This is a genomic window from Polynucleobacter sp. AP-Feld-500C-C5, assembly GCF_018882265.1.
Taxonomy (GTDB): domain Bacteria; phylum Pseudomonadota; class Gammaproteobacteria; order Burkholderiales; family Burkholderiaceae; genus Polynucleobacter.
The window spans coordinates 119,472-137,852 of the sequence record NZ_JACVOW010000019.1; the positions used below are offsets into that span (position 1 = coordinate 119,472).

Annotated in this window: 24 protein-coding genes and 1 tRNA gene; 10 read left to right on the forward strand and 15 right to left on the reverse strand. The window is 45.6% G+C overall.

The features are described from left to right. Positions 1-18: 18 nt before the first annotated feature. The gene (locus ICN21_RS02330) at positions 19-585 is read right to left on the reverse strand and encodes a 5'-methylthioadenosine nucleosidase (RefSeq protein WP_370624039.1); all 567 of its coding nucleotides are present in this window, start codon (positions 583-585) and stop codon (positions 19-21) included. Positions 586-587: 2 nt separating this feature from the next. On the opposite strand from ICN21_RS02330, the gene ICN21_RS11055 reads away from it, so the two are divergent. Further along, positions 588-857: a hypothetical protein gene (locus tag ICN21_RS11055; protein ID WP_255534174.1), complete on the forward strand. Its 270-nt coding sequence runs from the start codon at positions 588-590 to the stop codon at positions 855-857. Positions 858-866: 9 nt separating this feature from the next. Next, complete coding sequence (locus tag ICN21_RS11060; RefSeq protein ID WP_255534175.1) at positions 867-1,106, forward strand: phosphoribosyltransferase family protein; 240 nt, start codon at positions 867-869, stop codon at positions 1,104-1,106. Between the two features lie 8 nt (positions 1,107-1,114). Here the strand turns inward: ICN21_RS11060 and ICN21_RS02340 are convergent, their stop codons facing one another. The 4 genes from ICN21_RS02340 to ICN21_RS02355 are packed head-to-tail and all read right to left on the reverse strand — an operon-like array spanning position 1,115 to position 2,604. Further along, positions 1,115-1,396: a YqjK-like family protein gene (locus tag ICN21_RS02340; RefSeq protein ID WP_216176457.1), complete on the reverse strand. Its 282-nt coding sequence runs from the start codon at positions 1,394-1,396 to the stop codon at positions 1,115-1,117. A gap of 3 nt (positions 1,397-1,399) precedes the next feature. After that, complete coding sequence (locus ICN21_RS02345) at positions 1,400-1,768, reverse strand: phage holin family protein (RefSeq protein ID WP_216176459.1); 369 nt, start codon at positions 1,766-1,768, stop codon at positions 1,400-1,402. A gap of 6 nt (positions 1,769-1,774) precedes the next feature. Continuing rightward, positions 1,775-2,116 (reverse strand): YqjD family protein, encoded by a 342-nt coding sequence (locus ICN21_RS02350; protein ID WP_216176461.1) that lies wholly within the window; start codon positions 2,114-2,116, stop codon positions 1,775-1,777. Positions 2,117-2,142: 26 nt separating this feature from the next. Continuing rightward, positions 2,143-2,604, reverse strand: coding sequence for a Smr/MutS family protein (locus tag ICN21_RS02355; RefSeq protein ID WP_216176463.1), 462 nt, complete (start codon positions 2,602-2,604; stop codon positions 2,143-2,145). Between the two features lie 44 nt (positions 2,605-2,648). On the opposite strand from ICN21_RS02355, the gene ICN21_RS02360 reads away from it, so the two are divergent. Then, positions 2,649-3,743, forward strand: a complete 1,095-nt coding sequence (locus ICN21_RS02360) for an alpha/beta fold hydrolase (protein ID WP_216176465.1) — start codon at positions 2,649-2,651, stop codon at positions 3,741-3,743. 68 nt (positions 3,744-3,811) lie between these two features. On the opposite strand, the gene ICN21_RS02365 is transcribed toward ICN21_RS02360, so the two are convergent. Beyond that, positions 3,812-4,108 (reverse strand): hypothetical protein, encoded by a 297-nt coding sequence (locus ICN21_RS02365; RefSeq protein ID WP_215294684.1) that lies wholly within the window; start codon positions 4,106-4,108, stop codon positions 3,812-3,814. Between the two features lie 380 nt (positions 4,109-4,488). Between ICN21_RS02365 and ICN21_RS02370 the strand changes: the two genes are divergently transcribed. Further along, positions 4,489-5,025, forward strand: a complete 537-nt coding sequence (locus ICN21_RS02370; RefSeq protein WP_216176467.1) for a hypothetical protein — start codon at positions 4,489-4,491, stop codon at positions 5,023-5,025. 99 nt (positions 5,026-5,124) lie between these two features. Here the strand turns inward: ICN21_RS02370 and ICN21_RS02375 are convergent, their stop codons facing one another. The 7 genes from ICN21_RS02375 to cysS all read right to left on the reverse strand — a co-directional run bounded on the left by ICN21_RS02375 (position 5,125) and on the right by cysS (position 11,733). Next, complete coding sequence (locus ICN21_RS02375; RefSeq protein ID WP_216176469.1) at positions 5,125-5,697, reverse strand: phasin family protein; 573 nt, start codon at positions 5,695-5,697, stop codon at positions 5,125-5,127. A 201-nt stretch (positions 5,698-5,898) separates the two neighbouring features. Beyond that, positions 5,899-5,993, reverse strand: a tRNA-Ser gene (locus ICN21_RS02380). Between the two features lie 88 nt (positions 5,994-6,081). After that, a complete protein-coding gene (locus ICN21_RS02385) occupies positions 6,082-7,332 on the reverse strand; it encodes an aspartate kinase (RefSeq protein WP_215317983.1) in 1,251 nt (416 codons plus the stop codon). A 60-nt stretch (positions 7,333-7,392) separates the two neighbouring features. Next, a complete protein-coding gene (gene tilS, locus ICN21_RS02390) occupies positions 7,393-8,709 on the reverse strand; it encodes a tRNA lysidine(34) synthetase TilS (protein WP_216176471.1) in 1,317 nt (438 codons plus the stop codon). Beyond that, the gene (locus ICN21_RS02395) at positions 8,675-9,646 is read right to left on the reverse strand and encodes an acetyl-CoA carboxylase carboxyltransferase subunit alpha (RefSeq protein WP_216176473.1); all 972 of its coding nucleotides are present in this window, start codon (positions 9,644-9,646) and stop codon (positions 8,675-8,677) included. Before ICN21_RS02395 ends, tilS begins: the two co-directional genes overlap by 35 nt. A 9-nt stretch (positions 9,647-9,655) precedes the next feature. Continuing rightward, on the reverse strand, positions 9,656-10,312 hold the full coding sequence (locus ICN21_RS02400; RefSeq protein WP_216176474.1) for a DNA-3-methyladenine glycosylase: 657 nt from the start codon (positions 10,310-10,312) through the stop codon (positions 9,656-9,658). Beyond that, entirely contained in the window at positions 10,312-11,733 is a 1,422-nt protein-coding gene (cysS, locus tag ICN21_RS02405) for a cysteine--tRNA ligase (RefSeq protein WP_216176475.1), read from the reverse strand. The genes ICN21_RS02400 and cysS overlap by 1 nt, the downstream gene beginning before the upstream one ends. Positions 11,734-11,793: 60 nt before the next feature. Here cysS and ICN21_RS02410 point away from each other — a divergent pair, with 60 nt between their 5' ends. From ICN21_RS02410 to ICN21_RS02420, 3 genes are read left to right on the forward strand one after another with little or no spacing between them, the layout of a single operon-like run. Then, positions 11,794-12,645 carry a tetratricopeptide repeat protein gene (locus ICN21_RS02410; RefSeq protein WP_255534176.1) on the forward strand — a complete coding sequence of 284 codons (852 nt, stop codon included), beginning with the start codon at positions 11,794-11,796 and terminating at the stop codon, positions 12,643-12,645. Between the two features lie 4 nt (positions 12,646-12,649). Continuing rightward, positions 12,650-13,153 carry a peptidylprolyl isomerase gene (locus ICN21_RS02415; RefSeq protein WP_216176476.1) on the forward strand — a complete coding sequence of 168 codons (504 nt, stop codon included), beginning with the start codon at positions 12,650-12,652 and terminating at the stop codon, positions 13,151-13,153. Next, positions 13,150-13,938: a UDP-2,3-diacylglucosamine diphosphatase gene (locus ICN21_RS02420; protein WP_216176477.1), complete on the forward strand. Its 789-nt coding sequence runs from the start codon at positions 13,150-13,152 to the stop codon at positions 13,936-13,938. The genes ICN21_RS02415 and ICN21_RS02420 overlap by 4 nt, the downstream gene beginning before the upstream one ends. Here ICN21_RS02420 and ICN21_RS02425 read toward each other — a convergent pair. Beyond that, a complete protein-coding gene (locus ICN21_RS02425; protein ID WP_215294702.1) occupies positions 13,935-14,723 on the reverse strand; it encodes an inositol monophosphatase family protein in 789 nt (262 codons plus the stop codon). The genes ICN21_RS02420 and ICN21_RS02425 overlap by 4 nt on opposite strands. A 131-nt stretch (positions 14,724-14,854) precedes the next feature. On the opposite strand from ICN21_RS02425, the gene ICN21_RS02430 reads away from it, so the two are divergent. Together ICN21_RS02430 and cysE are read left to right on the forward strand one after the other, a co-directional pair. Continuing rightward, complete coding sequence (locus ICN21_RS02430) at positions 14,855-15,601, forward strand: RNA methyltransferase (RefSeq protein ID WP_216176478.1); 747 nt, start codon at positions 14,855-14,857, stop codon at positions 15,599-15,601. 23 nt (positions 15,602-15,624) lie between these two features. Beyond that, complete coding sequence (gene cysE, locus ICN21_RS02435) at positions 15,625-16,383, forward strand: serine O-acetyltransferase (protein ID WP_215294706.1); 759 nt, start codon at positions 15,625-15,627, stop codon at positions 16,381-16,383. Between the two features lie 15 nt (positions 16,384-16,398). Here cysE and ICN21_RS02440 read toward each other — a convergent pair whose 3' ends face one another. Continuing rightward, complete coding sequence (locus tag ICN21_RS02440) at positions 16,399-17,019, reverse strand: peptidylprolyl isomerase (RefSeq protein ID WP_215297397.1); 621 nt, start codon at positions 17,017-17,019, stop codon at positions 16,399-16,401. Positions 17,020-17,073: 54 nt separating this feature from the next. Between ICN21_RS02440 and ICN21_RS02445 the strand changes: the two genes are divergently transcribed. Beyond that, positions 17,074-18,306: a cupin domain-containing protein gene (locus tag ICN21_RS02445; RefSeq protein WP_216176479.1), complete on the forward strand. Its 1,233-nt coding sequence runs from the start codon at positions 17,074-17,076 to the stop codon at positions 18,304-18,306. Positions 18,307-18,381 lie beyond the last annotated feature (75 nt).

An 18,381-nucleotide genomic window follows, 5' to 3' on the forward strand; every position in this document is an offset into this window, starting at 1 on the left:
CAAATCCTATTGATAGGCTTAACTCATGATTTGCTTGAGTTTATCAATGAATAGCTCTTGCCCGTGATTTACTTTTTCTTGCCAATCATTACCAGAATTTTCATTAGCATCATCAGTAATATATTTGAATGACCGCCATACAATCTGATGCTGATGCGCTACCGCTGCGAGTGCAAACAACTCCATATCGACAACATCAACCCCTTGGCTATTGAGCCAAGGATCCTGCGCAGTCACAAAGCTATCGCCAGTACCACATAGAAATTTTCCAGATGAGAGATATTCTGATGGCCTATTACAAAACGGGGTTTGGCCTCGAGGAGCAAGCGGCTCTGTATCCATATCACGCTGAATGACCTTGCCGATATCTATTAAGCCATGAATTTGAGGGTTCACCTTCCCAGCGGTCCCAAAATTAATAATCTGATTAGGCGCATATTGATGCATTGCTTTGACACAGGCGATCGTTGCGTTTATTTTGCCAATCCCAGAGTAGATAATCTCAACGCCTGACGGGAGTGCCTCGCGCTTGAGCTCACTCTCTAATGCGGTAATAATGAGGTAATTCGTTTTCATGTCTGCCATATATGAATTTATTAGATTATCTACCCGGTGTACCCGATTTTCCGAAACCTGGAATTCTGTTTAGAGATATTTCCCCTTTATTAGCAGACCCAGCAGCCTTCAAAGAAGCGATTGCGAAGCTCGATGAATTAGCCCAATCATTTGACTATACCCATATTTTAGGGATTGAATCGCGAGGCTTTATTTTTGGCTCCGCCCTTGCACATCATGCCCATAAAGGCCTAGCCCTCGCCAGAAAGCCCAATAAACTTCCCTTAGTGACCCATCGATAGTTTTATGGCTTGGAATACGGCTCAGACTCCTTAGAAATTCAGCAGTCAACCCTGCCAAAAGATGCTCGGGTCTTGATGATTGATGATGTACTGGCAACTGGAGGTACTTTGATAGCTGCTGATAAGCTGATTCGCAATGCTGGCTTTACTGTCTGTGGTGCGATTACGCTGCTTGAAATAGGCGCACTCAATGGCAGTGCTATTCTCAATCAACATGGAATACTGAATAAATCTGTATTGATTAGCTAAATCTTGACCTAGACTAAGCGCTTGACACTCTTGAGCAACTTCATAGCACCCCAACCAACAGCCAAAACCTTGCTAGCCAATTTAGGTCTGTAATGAGCCAGGGCCGCAAAGGCACTCGTCCATAGTAATGGGTTGTCTTTGAGAAAGTGAAAGGCATCAACACCCTTATCAGCCCATGAGAGTGGCTTCTCCCAAGGCTCAAAGTGCTGAGAAAATTCAAGGCGCTCATGGCTGGATCTTTTTTGAAGCTCTTGACGACGAGCCTCCAGGGCTTTGAGTGTATTACTCATACCTTAGCGCGAAAGCTCTTCCCTGTCTTTAGCGAATTCTGCAATCGATGCTTCGAATAACTTAGGCATGTTGCGTAGCGTTTGCATAATCACAAGCGCCAAAATTAAGCCGATGGAGATAAATGCCGTAGTGAGCAAGCCTAAAGCTAGCATCCGATCAGATTCCCAACTATAGATGACGATGAGTAAAGCCAACATTACCAAGCCAAAGAATAAAAAGAATAAGGCACTCACAATCATTACCAGCAGGCTAATCAATTTGTTTCTGGCAATTTGCACATCAACCGACAAAAGCTCTAAACGAGTTTGCGCTATTGATGCACTCGTTGATGCAAGGTTTTTAATGGAGGAGAGTAAATTTTCTTGAGACATGCGAACCTAGCGACGACGGATCAAAAGACCAATTAATAAGCCTAAGCCAGCAGCAACACCAACTGCCTCCCACGGATTACGATGCACAAAATCATCCGCACCTTCAGCAACAACCTTAGCTTTTTCGGTCAAAGTCTCCTCAAGATTTGATAGGCTTTCCTTAGCGCCTGAGATAGTTTCAAGCGCCTTATGGCGAATAGCGCCAATTGTCTCACTGGGATGATCTTCAGTAGCCTGAATTAAAGCCTCAGCATCGGCCATCAGAGATTTAAATTCACCGATTAATTGATCTGCGCTAGAAGCTGATGCTTCTTGAGAAATGGCGTGTTGTGATTCCTGAGTAGTCATAAGAGTTTCCTAGATACCTGTCTATTCTAAGTACTTCTGGGGGCAGAACCTAACAATAAAACTGTCATACCTGCATTGCCAGCCTTGAAGTGCTTTAAATGCCGTTTTAAACCTGGGCGCTTTTTCAATAAATCCTGACAAGCTGGGCTTGCATAGGGAACATTCTCCCCATAGAAATACTCCTCAACCCGATCAGCAAACCGATTATTTTCGAGCGCCCCATGGATCGCCCATTTAATACGACCACCCTCACCAGATGAGCCATAGCCGTGTATTAAAACGATCGCCTTCAGACCAAGCTCATAAGCAGCTCTCAGATATTCTGTTAAATGGTCCAAGGCCTCTTCAACATTTGGAAAGCCCTGCTTAATATTGAATTCGGTGACATCTACAAACACGCTGGGTAACTCTGTGCTCCCACAATGCTGACAGGAGCCCATTAAAAATCTAGGATTACCGCACTCTGCACACTCAAATGCCTGGGTCATCAGAAAATCCTGCTATAAATAAATAATAATAAAAGGAGACAAGTATGTATTTAGCCATTATGAAGGGCGTTGCGCTCGCCCTCACAATTACCTCACTCAATGCACTAGCCCATAAGCCGACTGAACCGGCTCATCAACTCTATTCTGAGGGCAACTTTCAACTAGAGAATGGCTCCATCATTCAAGACTTTAATTTATCCTATACGACACAAGGCACCCTGAATGCCGATAAGAGTAACGCCATTTTGATGGTGACAGCCATTGGCGGCAATCATCATCGCATTGATTACCTGATTGGTCCCGGTAAAGCATTAGATACTGACAAGTACTTTGTCATCTGCACTGATGCTATTGGTAATGGCTTGAGTACCTCGCCATCCAATAGCAAAGCACAAGCTAATGTTAGCTTTCCAGAATTTAATATACGGGATATGGTCAACACACAACATCAGTTAGTTGTAGATCACTTTGGTATTAAAAAATTAGTTGCGGTAATCGGAGCTTCTATGGGTGGTATGCAAGCCTTACAGTGGGCTGTCTCCTACCCAAATGCCATGCAAGCAATCATCCCGATTATCCCTTTAGCTAAAACCCCAGCATGGACTACCGGCGTGTTAGAGATGCTTCGTCAAAGCATCATGACTGACCCTGGCTACCAAGGCGGAAAATACGATAAACCAGTGGAGCAAGGCATGCGTCTATGGTCTGGTTGGTTAAGTGGAGTAATCGTCAGAACACCCGCTTATCAGGAACAATTAAATCCAACGCCTGCAGCAGAAATTGAATACCTTAAAAGAGTGCAAGATGCTGGCTGGAAAAGAATGGATGCTAATGACTGGATCTGGCAATCACGTGCCTATGACCGTCATGACGTAGGACAAACTAAAGGCTTCGACAATAATACGGCGGCGGCACTGAAATCTATCAAAGCTAAAACATTGATATTGGCAGGTACCGGTGACTTGCTTAATCCAGAGTCAGATGCCAAGTCTTCAGCAAAACTCATTCCTGGAGCCAAGTACATAGCAATCAATGATCGTCTGCCAATGGGTCACTTGTCCGGCGCTGGCGCAACTCCAGATGAAAATACTTTTCAGAATAAAGTGATTAAAGATTTTTTATCCACTCTCAAGAATTAACTGGATAAAAATTGCGTCAACTATTCACACCCCGCCTAGTGCGGGTTTTTTAACCTCCCTGTCCAGAATTAGGAGCAGTACTTCACTTCAAGAACGCTGGCGTCAGTAGATTTGTCGTCAACCATCAAGCTCAACTTCTTATGAGCGCTCTCTCTATTTTCCTGAGTCTTCAAATGACGATCAATCAAACTGGCAACATCTTTACGGATTGAAGTATTGCCGTATTGCAGGCCTTTCAATGTAGATACCGCTTCCGCAGAAATCTTGCACTGCTGAGTTACTAATGCAGAGGAATCGGATGCGGTATTTGCGTATGCAAAGGCAGCGACTGAAATAGTAACAACAACTAATAGAGTCTTTTTCAACTTAGTTCCTTATTTTGTGACCACATGTTGGGCAACAACCCATATCTTTTGCCTTCGTTTTTCTGAGGGCCGCATACACACTGGACTCTGAAATCTCCATCTTTCGAGCGGCCTGAGCTGCGCTCATGCCCTTCCCTATCCACTCCAAGGCTTGATGTGTTTTCGGTATTTGTCTCTTCATTTTTTCTCCCAGTCATCAGACTATAACACAACTTCATAAGTTGTGAAGTTGTGAAGTGTAGTAACTTAATCATGAAAAACCCTAGGTTTTGAACTAAAACGCTGAACTTGATAAAACGAAGGTCTTCAACCTGATTTGAAGAGAATGGTCAGGGAAGCAGGCAGACGATAGTATGATTTGAGTATCTAAGGAGCTAAATATGTACCGTTTTGCATTATTACTAGCAATCAGCTGTGGGCTAATCGCCTGTGCCAATAACGATAAAAAGATTAGTGCTTGGGAGGTCAATGATGTCTATCAATCTACGATAGTCACCCCTAATACCTCTGGTGGAAAGACCTATGTAGGGCCATCGATCAATACGATGGATGAATCCAATACCTATGAAATGTTTAACTTGCGTAGCGAGAAAACCCAGCAAGGAGTGAAGTCCTATGAACTCCAGGTTCACTTGACTTATTTCACGCAAATGCGGAATTACGATTCTGCAACCCTACTCAATGGACCAGTTACCACTTTTAAGATGATCTCTAAAGAGGCCGGTCTGTGTGAAGCCAGAGGATGCATTTTCAAGGAATTAGTGTCGATTAATCTGACTGATGCTTTTCTAAAGGAGCGTGTGAAGGACGGTTTTCAACTGACCCTCTCCTCAAAGGCTGGTATCAGTACGGTGATATATGTTCCACCGCAATATTTAAAAGGCTACCTAAAAGCGGTTGACGGTATCAACTATTAGAGCCTGCTATGCATTGCTGCATATAGCTTTGCAGCTTATTGCAGAGAAATAAAAAACCGCCCGAAGACGGTTTTTTATTGAAGCAAGTAAGTCTAAGAATTAAGCAGCTTTACGTGCTTTTGCAGCTGGCTTAGCTACAGCGTATTGACCTTGAATGTTAGCCAATGCAGCGTCAACACTTTTCTCAAAGCTTGCGAATGCATCAGTTGCAGTTGCGCGAACTTGGTCAAACTGTTGAACTGAAGCTTCAAATACAGTTTTGAATGCAGCAACAAATGCCTCAGAACCAGCAGGAGCTGTCTTAGTAGCTTCTTTAACAAAGTTAACCATATCATCACGTGCATCATCGATTGAAGCGTCAATCACTTGAGCAACTTCTTTGTTACCGTTACGAACAACTTTGCTAACTTTAGCTTGGTATGCAGTTGCATACTTAACAGCTTCTTGAGCAGTTTCAGGTTGAGCTAATTTAGCCAATTGTTGTGGATCCTTGATTGCCAGCAATTGTGAGCTTGTATCTTGTGCAGCAGCTAATGCATCTTTAGCAGCAGCTTGGTTGATTTCTGCTAATTCTTGCGCACTTTCAACAGCAACTTGTGCCAAATGTTTAGCGTTTTCAACAGCTTTAGCTTGAGCTTGAGCGATTTGATCGTTTAATTGATTCTGGAACATGGTTAATCCTTTATTTAGTAGATGGTTGTATAACTTGTTGCGATGCACCATTGTAAGAAATATTTTGTTGTGTTGCAACATTTATTTGGTGCGAAGCAGCATAATTTGTAAAAAACTGTTGGATTTGTGATAATTTAAGGAATTTATGAAAACAAAAAACCCAGTAACTCATTGAATTTACTGGGTTTATTTGAAAAGTACTGGCGGAGACGAGAGGATTCGAACCTCCGATCAGAGTTTTAGCCCCGATGCTCCCTTAGCAGGGGAGTGCCTTCGACCAGCTCGGCCACGTCTCCGTACTTTTTACAGCTCTTTTGATACAACAACGCCACACAGTTTAACGGATAACCGCTTCTGAGGGGCTTTAATGCCCTTTTGATTGGTTTACTTCTGGTCGAGCTCAAATGCCTTGTGCAGGGCGCGTACTGCTAACTCCATGTACTTCTCGTCGATCACTACTGAAATTTTGATTTCACTTGTGGAGATCATCAAGATATTGATGCCCTCTTCTGACAAGGTGCGGAACATTTTGCTAGCGATGCCTACATGGGAACGCATGCCAACGCCCACAACTGAAACTTTGGAAACCTTAGGATCACCTGAGATTTCTTTTGCTTCGATATGTGCTTGAACTGTGTTCTTCAAAATATCCAAAGCTTTCTGATAATCAGCTCTTGGAACTGTGAAGGTGAAGTCAGTCTTACCATCTACAGATTGATTTTGAATGATGATGTCCACATCAATATTTGCATCAGCGATTGGACCCAGAATTTGATAGGCGATACCTGGACGATCAGGAACTCCTAACACGGTAATCTTCGCTTCATCACGCGCAAAGGCGATGCCGGAAATAACTGCGGCTTCCATAGTGCTGTCCTCTTCAAATGTAATCAAGGTGCCCGACTTCATCTCTTGGTCTAAGGGCATCAATGGATCTGTCAACGATGACAGAACACGGGTTTTAACTTTGTACTTACCGGCAAACTCAACTGAACGAATTTGCAATACCTTAGAACCGAGGCTAGCCATTTCTAGCATCTCTTCAAAGGTAATCTTATCCAAGCGACGCGCATCCTCACAGACGCGTGGGTCAGTGGTGTATACGCCATCGACGTCGGTATAGATTAAGCACTCATCAGCTTTGAGTGCAGCAGCCATCGCTACCGCGGACGTATCAGAACCACCGCGACCTAAAGTAGTGATGTTTCCTTCTGAATCCACTCCCTGGAATCCAGTGACGACTACTGCGCGACCTGCATTGAGATCATTCAGAATCTTTTTATCATCAATACTCTTAATGCGCGCTTTGGTAAAAGCAGAATCCGTATGCACAGTAACTTGCCAACCAGCGTAGCTCACTGCATCAATACCTTCGCGCATCAACGCTAAGGCAAGCAAACCAGAGCTGACCTGCTCACCCGTTGAGGCAATTTGATCTAACTCGCGGGGATTTGCCTCAGGATTAATTTCTTTTGCCAAGCCTAGCAAGCGATTGGTTTCACCTGACATAGCCGAAGGTACTACGACCACCTGGTGGCCAGCACGCATCCATTTGGCAACGCGTTTAGCGACATTCGCAATGCGCTCAACCGAGCCCATTGAGGTGCCACCGTATTTATGAACGATAAGAGCCATAAAACCGTCTATTCAATTCTCTGTAAGCGGGAATTTACTACCCGAGGATCTAAAAAGGGCTTATTTTACAGGGTTTTGAACCTGCAAAGCCTTCTCTTGCCACACGGGCAAAACGCGTGATCCAGAATCTACTGAGTGTGGATGACTAAGGCCTACACCAGCAACCGCAATCAGTTGATTGTCGATATACAGCAGAGGCGCATTGCGTTGCCAGGGCGGTATGTCGCCTTCCTGGAAGAGATTTTTCAAGGTTTTTCGCGGAGTATTGGGTTTAATTTGTAGCTTTTCAGTACCCGACCTGGTTTTGGTATGAATACGCCCTTCTTTTTGAGCACTTTTTACCCAGGCAGCCGGCAAGCCCAGATTTTTACTTCTAGATGCAATGGGTTTAAAAACCCACAGCCCTGAGCTAGGGCTAGACACTTGCAATTGATCGCGCCACAGCCGAATGGCTTTGCCATCATGAGCCCACTCAAGCTGAGCATCACTTTTCACTGAACGCAGATCACGCCACCAAGCGTCAAGCCGCTCTTGGGATGGCATGGCTAATTCATTCAGCCTTAGCCAATAGCGCAGAATATTGTTTGCTGCTGCCTGGTCTAACTTAGCTAAACTCAATAGTGGTTTTGTTTTCAGGGAGTCTTTTAAAAGAATATCTTTGCTATCTTGAATTGCTAGGCGATCTAACAATGTTTGTGCATCACTCAGTAGATTTGCACTGCGTGCCAAATTCATAATCGCTTCTGGCTGAATCTTTACCAGCCTTGGAATGATGTCTTTGCGAATCGCGTTACGTCTGAATTGACGATTTTGATTACTAGGATCTTCTATCCATTGAAGCTTATGTTCTTTAGCGTAGGTTTCCAATTCCGCTCTACTTTGATTCAGCAGTGGACGCCAAAGGGTGACAGTATTACTGCCTACCTTGATCTCCCTGATAGCAGGCATGCCTGATAAACCAGCCACCCCGGCACCACGTAAGAGTTGCAACAAAACAGTTTCTGCCTGATCGTTCAGATGATGCGCTAGCAGTAAATCTTCAATGCCATATTCTTCACAGAGATCCGCTAGAGCCTCATAACGCCCTGCTCTTGCTCTAGCTTCGATATTGCCTTCTTCTTGACTTAGATGAAGTAAGCGAAAGTCAAAATGAACTTTGTATTTCTGAGCGAGCTTCTCGCAAAAGATGAGCCAGTCATCTGCAGGTTTTTGCAAACCATGATGAATATGGAAAACAAAAATTTCGGTATTTTTATTTTTTGCTTGCGCTTTGCAAACGGTGTCGAGTAATACAACCGAATCGAGGCCACCACTTAAGGCGACCGCAATTCGATTTGTAGACTTAAGACTTGGCTGTGATTTCCTTGAACTTGCCATAACTCATTAGACGCGCATGACGACGTTCAAGTAATGCGTCAGCCTTCATGCCATCAAAAGTTTTGATCGATTCGGCAAGGGCTTTGCTCATGTTACTCATCATGACATCGTAATCCCGATGAGCCCCACCAACTGGCTCAGCCACAATCTTGTCGATTAAGCCCAGGGCTTTCAAGCGTTGCGCAGTTAAGCCCAACTGTTCAGCAGCCTCAGAGGCTCTATCAGCGGTCTTCCAAAGAATAGAGGCACATCCTTCTGGAGAAATGACAGAATAAGTAGAGTTCTGCAACATCAAGACAACATCACCCATGGCAATTGCCAGAGCGCCGCCCGAACCACCTTCACCAATGATCGTAGCGATGATCGGCACTTCAAGCTCAGCTTGCACATAGAGGTTACGACCAATCGCTTCAGATTGATTGCGCTCCTCTGCATCGATGCCGGGAAATGCACCTGGTGTATCTACGAAAGTAAATACAGGAATACCAAACTTTTCTGCAAGGCGCATAAGGCGCATAGCTTTGCGATACCCTTCAGGGCGACTCATACCGAAATTACGCAAGGCACGCTCTTTAGTATCGCGACCTTTTTGATGACCAATCACCATGCACGGCTGATGATCAAAACGCGCTAGACCGCCAATGATCGATTGGTCGTCTGCAAACGTACGATCACCGTGGAGTTCATGGAAGTCAGTGAATAAGGCGTCAACATAGTCCAAGGTGTACGGACGTTGCGGGTGACGCGCAACTTGCGATACCTGCCAAGGCGTTAAGTTGGCATAAACATCCTTGGTGAGTTGCAGGCTTTTTTCAGAAAGCGTTTTGATCTCATCAGAGATATCTACCGATGATTCATCTTGCACAAAACGCAGCTCTTCAATCTTTGACTCTAATTCGGCGATTTGCTGCTCAAAATCTAGGAAAGTCGTTTTCATAGTCTAATTTTAATATTCAACCGGGATGGGATCGATACTTCTCCACATATACCAGGTAGCAACCGTACGCCATGGGGCCCAATTAGCCGCCACTTCCCTTGCCTCATGGCGGCTAACAGGCTCACCACTGAAGTAATTGAGGGAAATTGCCTTAATGAGGCCAACATCATCTAGCGGCAGAATATTAGGGCGAACCAGATTAAAAATGAGGAACATTTCTGCGGTCCAGCGTCCAATTCCCCGAATTGCGCTCAATTCTTTGATTACGTTCTCATCGTCCATATCTTTCCACTGATTAGCATGGAGACGACCAGAATCAAAGTGATCGGCCAAGTCGCGGATGTACTCGACCTTGCGACCTGATAAGCCAGCTGTCCTTAAATCCTCCACCGTGAGCGCCAAGATATTTTTTGGGTTCACTTTTTTCTTGCTAGCGATAAGCACCCTATCCCACACTGCTTGGGCAGCAGCTACGGAGATTTGTTGCCCAACAATCGCACGAGCAAGCGTTGTAAATGCATCGCCCCGAGTAACTAAAAAACCAGATCCATATTTGGGAATCAATTTCTTCATAATACGATCATGCTTCATCAGCTCACGACAAGCCTGCGCCCAATAATCAGGCGCAACCTCTTTCAGGATTGACTCCTCTTTAACAGGCGCCATTAAGCCCTCCGCCATTCTGTGAGACCGCCAGGCTTATCTTCCAAGACAACGCCCTGTTCTAATAAAGTTTTACGAATAAGGTCGGCTTTAGCAAAATCTTTTGCTTGCTTAGCCGCAACCCGAGCAGCAATTTGTTCTTCGATTTGCTCCGGACTGAAGCCGCCTTTGTCTTTAGTGCCTGATTGTAAAAATGTGGTTGGATCTCGTTGCAAGAAATTCAAAACGCCACCTAAAGATTTGAGGGTGCTTGCGAGTATCTGTCTCTCATCACCTTGAGCTCGATTGACTTCACTTGCCAAATCAAACAACACCGCAATCGCATCTGATGTATTAAAGTCATCGTTCATGGCATCGGCAAAGCGCTGTGACCAGGAATTATTGGGATCAAGCGCGACGTTTACTAGGCTGGGTACCTGTGCTAAGGCGGTATATAAGCGCACCAAGCCAGCACGCGCCTCTTCTAATTGCGCATCACTGTAATTGATGGGGCTGCGGTAATGGGCTTTCAGCATAAAGAATCGCAAAACTTCGGGATCAAAACTTTTTAAGACATCACGTATTAAGAAGAAGTTACCCAATGACTTAGACATCTTCTCTTGGTTCACTCGAATATGACCGTTATGCATCCAATAGTTCACAAAAGGGGGATCATCATCTTTTCGATTTTGCCCGTACAAAACCCCTTCGCTTTGGGCGATTTCATTTTCATGATGCGGAAACTGCAAATCAGCGCCACCACCATGAATATCAAAGTGTTCGCCAAGTAAGTCGCATGACATGGCTGAGCACTCGATATGCCAACCTGGTCGGCCCTCGCCCCAAGGGGATTTCCAACGGGTATCTGCAGGCTCTTCTGGCTTAGCGCTCTTCCACAATACAAAATCCAATGGATCGCGTTTACCTCCTCCTACTGCAACGCGCTCACCTGCATTGAGTTCATCGAGAGATTTGCCAGACAATTGACCGTAACGGGGCAGTAAACGAACTGCAAAATTGACATCGCCGTCTTCTGCTTGATACGCCAATTCATTATCAATAAGCTTGCCGATCATGCCTTGCATTTGTTTGATGTAATCCGTAGCACGCGGCTCCTGATCTGGATGCATTAAACCTAACTCATCAGAGTCAGAATGCATAGCAGCAATGAAGCGATTGGTTAAGCTTGTAATCAGCTCGCCATTTTCTAGAGCACGCTTAATGATTTTGTCGTCAATATCGGTGATATTGCGAACATAGAGAACCTGGTAGCCACTGGCTCTGAGCCAGCGAACAACCATATCAAAGACGATCATGACCCTGGCGTGGCCAATATGGCAAAAATCATAGACCGTCATGCCGCAGACATACATCTTCACCTTACCCGGTTCGATGGGCTTAAAAACCTGTTTAGAACGGCTTAGGGTGTTATAGATTTGCAGCATAGGGCTATAAAGGTGAGGCAAGTAGCGCCAATTTGTTAGACTGAGCGCTGAGTATATCGAATGAGCCAGTTTTTCACCCCTTCCCTTATGTTTGCAACCCTCAAAGCACCGATCGTCACCACTTTTCTAGCAATTGCTATTGCCCTGAGCTTTTTATTGCTGACTGGATGCAGTACCCCTGCCCAACAACAGGCAAATGCTGAAATCGCCGCCGTCAATAGGCAAGAAGCAACTTCTCCACAAGCTAAAACTCAAGCCTACCTGGGCGGCTATGGGCCCAGTGATCCTCCCAGACTCTCTGCGGATACTCCATACGATCCATTAAATCCAGAGCTCTCTGAAACCGTTGGTGTGCCCTTTTTATCTTTCTTGATTATTGAGCCAGATCCGGTGACTAAAAATGCGGTGCCATCGGACATAGAAAAATTAGTGAAGGCGAGAAAGTATCAAGATGCGATAGATTTAATTAATACTCGCCTCAAAAAGACTCCTCGTAATGTCCAATTACGTTATATCAAGGCCCGCTTGCAACTTGAGCTACGTGATTTTGATAGGGCCAAGAAAACCTTAATTGAAATTACTCAACAATTTCCAGAGCTGCCAGAGCCTTATAACAATCTTGCAGCGATCGTCGCGAATCAAGATAAATGGATTGAAGCACGCGACTATTTAGAGCTCGCACTGAAGCTGCGTCCTAGTTACAGCACTGCTGCAGCGAACTTAGGCGAAGTCTATGTGCGCTTGGGTGCTAAGGCTTACGAAGATGCTGCCGCTAATACCCAACTCAATCAGCGTCTGTATGCCAATCGCGCTAAATATCTACTCAATTTATTAAAACCTCAGACCAGAGGTCCTACAAACCCCAGTTCTTCTTCAAGCAACCCATCCACTAACACTCTAGAAAGCAAATAAAACAATGGCGAAGGTTCTCCTTAAAACCAATCAGGGCGATATCACCCTCACTCTTGACGCAGCTAAAGCACCCATAAGCGTTGCAAATTTTTTGCAGTATGTAAAGAGCGGTCACTACGATGGCACAATTTTTCATCGGGTGATTAATAACTTCATGATTCAGGGTGGCGGCATGACTGCTGGCATGAAGCAAAAGCCGACTGGTGCAGAAATTGAGAATGAGGCTAATAATGGTCTCAAGAATGAACTTGGTACCGTTGCGATGGCTCGCACGAGCGATCCACATTCTGCTACTGCGCAGTTTTTCATCAACGTGAATGACAATGAATTTCTAAACCATACTGCTCAAAATGCGCAAGGCTGGGGTTATGCTGTCTTTGGCAAAGTCACTGAGGGTATGGATGTAGTTGATACGATTCGCAAAGTGAAGACTGGTAATACTGGCTTTCATCAAGATGTGCCAGCAGAAGATGTTGTGATTGAGAAAGCCTCTGTTCTCGAGGAATGATCCCGCAATACGCGAGCGCACTGCTCATCTCAGACCTACACTTGACGCCGTCAATGCCCTTGACGGCTCAACGCTTTTTTGACTTTTGTGAAAAAGATGCTTCTCAGGTAGAAGCTGTTTTTATTCTGGGCGATCTTTTTGAATTTTGGATTGGCGATGATGCTTCAGCGCATTCGCCTTTTCAACAAGAAGTAAAACGCGCCCTCGCGAATCTTTCTGCCAAAACCAAAACCTATTACATTCATGGCAACCGTGACTTTCTAGTGGGTCCTGCCTTCTTGAAAAAAACTGGCATGACTGCATTATCAGATCCCTCGCTGGTGGAACTTGCCGGTCAAAAATACCTGCTCTCACATGGGGATGCTCTATGTACCGCAGATGTGGGCTATCAGATATTTCGTAGCTTGACTAGAAAACCTTGGTTGCAAAAAGGATTCCTCTGTCTCCCCTTGGCCTGGCGCCGTTCCGTTGCGAATCATTTACGGGGTAATAGTCATGCGCAATATCAACGCAATGCGAGAGCTTCCCATCAGAAGAATCAGATGAAAACGAATGTCACTCAAGAAGCTTGTGCCGCAATACTACGCAGTCATTCAGGCGATAAGCTGATACATGGACATACCCATTTACCCGCTCATCATCAAGAGCAATTAGGCGAACAATCTTGGCAACGCTGGGTTTTGTCTGACTGGGACTTAGATCATCCGGAAGGTGCTCGCCCGAGAGCGAGTGCACTCATGATTAATGCTCAAGGCGTGCGCGCTATCGACTTGATTAAATCTTAAGAAGCAGAATATTTAGAAAGCGTTTGCACCATTTGCGCGTAGATACGTGGATTTGCAGCCATCACTTCGCCGCTCTTTAAAAATCCCTCTTCACCGCGGTAATTACCAATCAAGCCACCGGCTTCAGTAATCAACAGAGCGCCTGCAGCCATATCCCAAGGCTTGAGATCACTCTCAAAGAAACCATCGTAACGACCCGCAGCAACATAAGCTAAATCTAATGAAGCTGCACCAGGACGACGTAAGCCTGCGCACTGACGAGACATCTCTGCAAATATGTTGAGATATTTTTCGAGGTCTTGATCTTCTCGATAGGGAAAGCCAGTGCCAATCAAAGAATTCGCTAAACGATCTTGTGCACCAACCCGTAAACGCCGGCGATCCAAATAAGCGCCCGCTCCTCGAGTTGCAGTAAATAGTTCATCGCGAGTTGGATCGTAGACAACAGCCTGTTGAATTACGCCATTGACTGCTAAAGCAATTGACACCGCATACTGCGGAAAGCCGTGAATGAAGTTAGTTGTGCCATCCAATGGATCAATGATCCATACGTTCTCTGCATCGGCATTGTGTTCACCCGTCTCTTCAGCCAAAAATCCATGTGTTGGATAGGCCTCGCTCAGGGTTTCGATGATGGCCGCTTCTGCGGCCTTGTCCACCTCAGTTACAAAGTCATTGTGCTGTTTACGATCGACTTGGAGACGCTCTAAATTGAGAGAGGCGCGATTAATCACGGTTCCAGCACGACGGGCAGCCTTTACGGCCACATTTAACATGGGATGCATAGTATTGATGGACAAATTAAATAAGAACGAGCCTGTCACATTGCCAAAACTGCACGACAATACGAAGCTAATACGCTGATTCTAAACGATTTGCAATTTACCCTCCTCCTGACTAAACAGCTAAGAAACTCATGGAAATCGACCAAGCCCACCTGATACGCTGGGTTCTCGTAGAAACAAGCCACCCTGGCAATGTGGGTTCGGCAGCAAGAGCCCTGAAAACCATGGGCTTTCACTACCTTCATCTGATTAAGCCAAAAATTCCAGGTATTGCTAATCAAGCTGAGGCAATTGCTTTGGCTAGCGGCGCTGCTGACCTACTCGAATCTTCACAAGAGTCAGAGTCTCTTGATAGCGCTGTGCAGGGTTGCTCACTTGTTCTGGGTCTTACTAGCCGTGAACGAGAGTTTGGCCCTCCCGCCATAGATTGGGAAACCGCTCGAGGCCTGATTACCGACACAGTACGCAATCAGGGGCAAGTCGCTCTTGTCTTTGGCCCCGAAAGAACGGGTTTAGAAAACCATCATCTTTCCTTATGCACTCATCGCGTCTGGTTGGACGCCAACCCCGATTACCCATCCTTAAATCTTGCGCAAGCGCTGATGGTCTGCGCCTACACGCTGAGAGAAGCGTTTTTAGCAGGCATCTCGCAGAACTCAAGCAATAGTCGGGATTTGTCGGACTATGCTGATCCAGCTGCGGTGGCTGCTATGTTGGAGCATTGGCGTCAGGGTCTAGAGGCTATTGGCTATCTTGATCCCGCCAATCCTAAGAAGCTGATGCCCCGCTTGGAGGCCTTATTTGCTCGCAGCCGCCTCCATCAGGAAGAAATCGACCTCTTGCGCGGAATTGCCAAACAGATGCTCCTGAGAAAATAAGCCAGCCCCGTTAAAATCTAGCCATGTTTAATTCACTCTTCGACCAAGTCGACTCCATCATCCTCCGAGACCCCGCAGCTAGAAACCGTCTCGAGGTGATCACCTGCTATCAAGGCTTACATGCAGTTTGGCTGCACCGTATCTCTCATTTTTTATGGAACCTAGGTCTGAAGTGGATTGCACGGGTTCTATCGATGCTGTCACGTTTTATCACCGGCATTGAAATTCATCCGGGCGCCAAGATTGGTCGTCGCGTCTTTTTAGATCATGGTCTTGGCATTGTGATTGGCGAGACTACAGAAATTGGTGATGACTGCACCATTTACCAAGGCGTGACTTTAGGTGGCACCTCTCTCTATAAAGGGGTGAAACGTCACCCCACCCTGGGTAAAGGTGTAGTTGTGAGTGCTGGTGCAAAAGTACTCGGTGGATTTACTGTGGGCGATGGTGCACGCGTTGGATCAAACGCCGTCGTCTTAAAAGAAATTCCTCCAGGAGCTACTGCAGTGGGCATCCCTGCACGCATCTTGCATCCTGATCTGCCTCAAAGCGCAGATAGCAAAACGAAAGAGTATTTTTCTGCTTATGGTGTCACGCCCAATGTAGACGATCCAGTATCGATGGCGCTCAAGGGTTTAATTGATGCCACGATCGAACAAGAGGCCAAAATTGCTCAGCTTGAAAAGGCGCTCGCCAAGTTAAGCAATCTTCCGACAGATTCTCCTGCCAACAGCGATACCAAGCGCGATCTGGATGCCATTAAGGAATGGCTTAAAGAGTAATGTCTATCTTGCGGATTAATGCAAGGTGCGTGGTGCCTGGGTTTTTAAGCTCAGTGCTTTCTCAAGAAAATCTTCCTCATCTGCGTCCTCATTGGGCATACCAAAGGTGAAGTTCTCACTTCCTTCGGGATAGCGATTTTGAATTTCATCATCAGTCGCTGCGCGCACATCCTCTACCTGCACCCAGAAGCGAAGAGCCATCCCTGCCAGGGGATGGTTACCATCTAGAACAACTTGGTTATCAGCCACATCAGTCACGGTATAGATCAAAGGTTCATCGTCAGTTTCGTCTGCATCATCAGCAGATGCAGAGATATCTTCAGACTCTTCATCTGCATCAGAATCTGGAACACCTTCAAATTGCATGCCTACTTCTAATGGCTCTGGGAAGCGCGTACGTGGTTCTATCTTCAGTAGTTCTGGGTCATATTCGCCAAAAGCCTCATTAGGCTCTAATTGAATAGTGGCTTCATAGCCAATGTCTTGACCGTCCAACATCGATTCAATTTTGGGGAAAGTGCCTTCATAGCCACCGTGCAGGTATACCATCGGAGCATCTGGCTCCTCGATGACATTATTTTGAGCATCGGTTAATTTATATCGAAGGGATACGATAGTATTTTTTTCAATCTTCATGCGCAATTTGTCGTACATTCGTTTTTTTAATGATTTAACACTAGCCTTTACTTTATGAGTTCATTTTACTTGAGCAAGCCTTATCAGCCGCCCCAAGCACCCCAAAAGCTCCCTTTAAACGCGTCCTGGGCCCTATTTGGCGGAATGAGCCCTGAGCAGTTCATGAAACGGTATTGGCATAAAAAGCCCTTGCTTGTTCGGGGGGCGATTCCAGCATTTGCGCTTTGCTCTCAAAACGAGTGGTCGCTAGAAAGCCCGATTTCTTATGAACAATTAGTTCACTTTGCCGCTCAAGAGGAAGTAGAGTCTCGCCTCATTCAATCTAAGCCTTGGCGCTTTGATCAGGGACCCTTCCAAAAAAAATCCTTACCTAAGCTCGATATGCGGGACTGGACACTTTTGCTCCAAGGTATGGAAGCCCATCATCCCGCAGCTGCAAAAGTGCTTTCTTGGTTTCGCTTTATACCTGATGCTCGCTTAGATGACTTGATGATCAGCATTGCTGGCATTGGTGGAGGCGTGGGACCCCACTTTGATTCCTATGATGTTTTTCTCATCCAAATTTCAGGAAGAAGACAGTGGCGCATCTCTCAACAGAAAGACTTGAGCCTCGATACTAAGTTACCGCTGAAGATTCTGCAGAATTTTCAATGCGAACAAGAGTGGGTGCTTGAGCCCGGCGATATGCTGTATCTCCCACCCCATGTGGCTCATGATGGGATCGCTTTAGATGCTGGCTGTCAAACTTGGTCTGTAGGGTTTCGCTCTCCTAGCTTTAAAGAATTACTTCAAGAGGGTTTATGGCGACTCGCCGAATCCTTGGAAGACATTCCCGAATTAGAGCGTAAATTTGCTGACCCAAAACAGGGGTCAACCGACAGCCCTGAGCAACTTCCACAAGAGCTCATCAAACAACTACGTGAACAGTTAGCTAGCCTGAACTTAAACCAAATTGATCGATTTTTACCCGGCATCACCGCATACCTATCCGAACCCAAACAGCAGGCATTTTTTGATGGCCCCAAGCAGCCCTTAAGCCCGAGCCAATTCCTCAGGAAGCTTGCTAATACATCACTCATTACAAGCCCCCAAAGCCGTATTTTGAGCCTTGGCAAACAGGTATTTTGCAATGGTGACAATGTCACAAAAGATCAAACCATCGAGATCATATCTGCCTGGAACGCTCTATCGTCCACCAAAAGACTACAAACTAACCGGCTTAAAAATAGCAGCAAAACAAGTCTTTACGAAGCCTACCTCGCTGGTTGGCTGATTTTCGAAGATTAATCAGGTATGGCTATAATAAATACAGGAAACTACCTAGGGATTTGCCCTTGGTATCTCCCACAACAATTATCGATA

Coding starts and splice junctions, on each gene's coding strand:
- ICN21_RS02330 (WP_370624039.1), bottom strand. CDS start 585: ATGGCAGACATGAAAACGAATTACCTCATTATTACCGCATTAGAGAGT.
- ICN21_RS11055 (WP_255534174.1), top strand. CDS start 588: ATGAATTTATTAGATTATCTACCCGGTGTACCCGATTTTCCGAAACCT.
- ICN21_RS02340 (WP_216176457.1), bottom strand. CDS start 1,396: ATGAGTAATACACTCAAAGCCCTGGAGGCTCGTCGTCAAGAGCTTCAA.
- ICN21_RS02345 (WP_216176459.1), bottom strand. CDS start 1,768: ATGTCTCAAGAAAATTTACTCTCCTCCATTAAAAACCTTGCATCAACG.
- ICN21_RS02350 (WP_216176461.1), bottom strand. CDS start 2,116: ATGACTACTCAGGAATCACAACACGCCATTTCTCAAGAAGCATCAGCT.
- ICN21_RS02355 (WP_216176463.1), bottom strand. CDS start 2,604: ATGACCCAGGCATTTGAGTGTGCAGAGTGCGGTAATCCTAGATTTTTA.
- ICN21_RS02360 (WP_216176465.1), top strand. CDS start 2,649: ATGTATTTAGCCATTATGAAGGGCGTTGCGCTCGCCCTCACAATTACC.
- ICN21_RS02370 (WP_216176467.1), top strand. CDS start 4,489: ATGTACCGTTTTGCATTATTACTAGCAATCAGCTGTGGGCTAATCGCC.
- ICN21_RS02375 (WP_216176469.1), bottom strand. CDS start 5,697: ATGTTCCAGAATCAATTAAACGATCAAATCGCTCAAGCTCAAGCTAAA.
- ICN21_RS02385 (WP_215317983.1), bottom strand. CDS start 7,332: ATGGCTCTTATCGTTCATAAATACGGTGGCACCTCAATGGGCTCGGTT.
- tilS (WP_216176471.1), bottom strand. CDS start 8,709: ATGGCAAGTTCAAGGAAATCACAGCCAAGTCTTAAGTCTACAAATCGA.
- ICN21_RS02395 (WP_216176473.1), bottom strand. CDS start 9,646: ATGAAAACGACTTTCCTAGATTTTGAGCAGCAAATCGCCGAATTAGAG.
- ICN21_RS02400 (WP_216176474.1), bottom strand. CDS start 10,312: ATGGCGCCTGTTAAAGAGGAGTCAATCCTGAAAGAGGTTGCGCCTGAT.
- cysS (WP_216176475.1), bottom strand. CDS start 11,733: ATGCTGCAAATCTATAACACCCTAAGCCGTTCTAAACAGGTTTTTAAG.
- ICN21_RS02410 (WP_255534176.1), top strand. CDS start 11,794: ATGAGCCAGTTTTTCACCCCTTCCCTTATGTTTGCAACCCTCAAAGCA.
- ICN21_RS02415 (WP_216176476.1), top strand. CDS start 12,650: ATGGCGAAGGTTCTCCTTAAAACCAATCAGGGCGATATCACCCTCACT.
- ICN21_RS02420 (WP_216176477.1), top strand. CDS start 13,150: ATGATCCCGCAATACGCGAGCGCACTGCTCATCTCAGACCTACACTTG.
- ICN21_RS02425 (WP_215294702.1), bottom strand. CDS start 14,723: ATGCATCCCATGTTAAATGTGGCCGTAAAGGCTGCCCGTCGTGCTGGA.
- ICN21_RS02430 (WP_216176478.1), top strand. CDS start 14,855: ATGGAAATCGACCAAGCCCACCTGATACGCTGGGTTCTCGTAGAAACA.
- cysE (WP_215294706.1), top strand. CDS start 15,625: ATGTTTAATTCACTCTTCGACCAAGTCGACTCCATCATCCTCCGAGAC.
- ICN21_RS02440 (WP_215297397.1), bottom strand. CDS start 17,019: ATGAAGATTGAAAAAAATACTATCGTATCCCTTCGATATAAATTAACC.
- ICN21_RS02445 (WP_216176479.1), top strand. CDS start 17,074: ATGAGTTCATTTTACTTGAGCAAGCCTTATCAGCCGCCCCAAGCACCC.